The sequence below is a fragment of the Microcystis sp. LE19-41.2A genome, assembly GCF_027530405.1.
GTDB classification, from domain to species: Bacteria; Cyanobacteriota; Cyanobacteriia; order Cyanobacteriales; family Microcystaceae; genus Microcystis; species Microcystis aeruginosa.
Genome location: NZ_JAPZQJ010000353.1, coordinates 1 through 1,596, shown reverse-complemented (window position 1 = coordinate 1,596; position 1,596 = coordinate 1). Strand labels below are relative to the sequence as shown.

Genomic DNA, 1,596 nt, shown 5'->3' with positions numbered 1-1,596 from the left:
AAGTAATTGACCAATTAATTTTCGTACAATTAGGTGGGTGAAGTCATGAAGACAACACAAGTAAGTTCTGATTTATCTAGTACAAATATGACATCTCCAGCAGATTCTTTGAGTTTTGACGGAGCCTCCCCAATCACCTTTGATTTAACAGGTTCCGACAATTTAACTGTATCGAAGGAAACTTCTCCCTTAGCAGTCCTCAACTTTAACCCCTCCCCGTCTACAGTCTCCTCTGAGGCCCCCACGGTTCCAGTCTCCCCTGCTGCTACGGGTCAAGTGGACTTTCCCGCTATCCAAACCCTTCCCTCTCCATTGAAAACAGAGGGGAAGCTATTACAGAATACTGGGGAAAGCGTTGACGACCCTTTTCACGATATGGGTATGACGAAGACAGGAAGTAGCGCTCTGGGGGAAATGCTAACGTCCTCCAAGGTGGGGGGATTTTTGCCGAAAGCTTCTCTTTTTCTAGATCCCAATCCCAGTCGTTTTCGGGTTGGATTACCGACCAATTTCCTGACATCAACGGGACAAGTTAATTTTCCTACAAGCAATACTGTTATCAATGTTAATTACACAGGATTTACCCCAGCAGCGCAAACGGCCTTTCAGTTTGCCGTAGATATTTGGGAGAGTTTACTGGATTCCTCTGTACCGATTAATGTCAATGCTTCCTTTGCTAATTTAGGTTCTGGTATTCTGGGGCAGGCTGGGCCAGAGGACTTTTTCATAAATTTTTCTGGAGCACCTCAAACGAATACCTGGTATCCTATTGCACTAGCAAATTCCTTGGCAGGACAAGATTTAGATCCGACAGCAAGTGATATTGGATCCCAGTTCAACAGTAACTTTAACTGGTATTACGGGTTAGACAATAATGTACCCACCAATCAAATTAGTTTTGTCAGTGTTGTTCTGCATGAACTAGGTCATGGTTTAGGTTTCTTGGGTTTGATGGACAATCAATCTGGCGTAGGCTCGTGGGGATTCGGCACAGGGTTTCCAGGAATTTATGATCGTTTTACCGAGAATGGTTCTGGACAAAGTTTGTTGAATACGTCCCTATTTCCCAATCCTTCTACTGCTTTGGGCAGTCAGCTTACCAGTAACAACATTTTCTTTGATGGGTCTAATGCCAATGCGGCTAATGGCGGAAACCGAGTTAAGCTCTACGCCCCAAGCACTTGGAGTGGTGGATCAAGTTACTCTCACTTGGATGAAGTATTTAACAATACTCCCAACGCTCTCATGACCTATTCTATTGGTTCTGGGGAAAGTATCCTTAACCCTGGCCCTGTAACCTTGGGGTTGTTTAAAGACATGGGATGGAAGTTAGCGGGGTCTAGCACGAATCCCACCTTGGCGATCGCGGCAACCAATGCCGACCAAACGGAAGGGAATAGTGGTAGCAAAGCCTTTACCTTTACCGTCACTCGTGCGGTTAATACCACAGGAGCTAATAACGTCAACTGGGCAGTAACAGGCTCAGGAACCAGTGCAGCCAATGCCACTGATTTTGTGGGGGGAGTCTTACCCTCAGGAACCGTCAGTTTTGCGGCGGGAGAAACCTCGAAAGTGATTACCGTTAATGTTCAAGGG

Annotated in this window: 1 pseudogene; it reads left to right on the top strand. The window is 45.8% G+C overall.

What is annotated here, in order from left to right:
- Nucleotides 1-45 precede the first annotated feature (45 nt).
- Nucleotides 46-1,596 (top strand): annotated as a pseudogene (locus O9290_RS14405) (hypothetical protein); the annotation flags it as partial.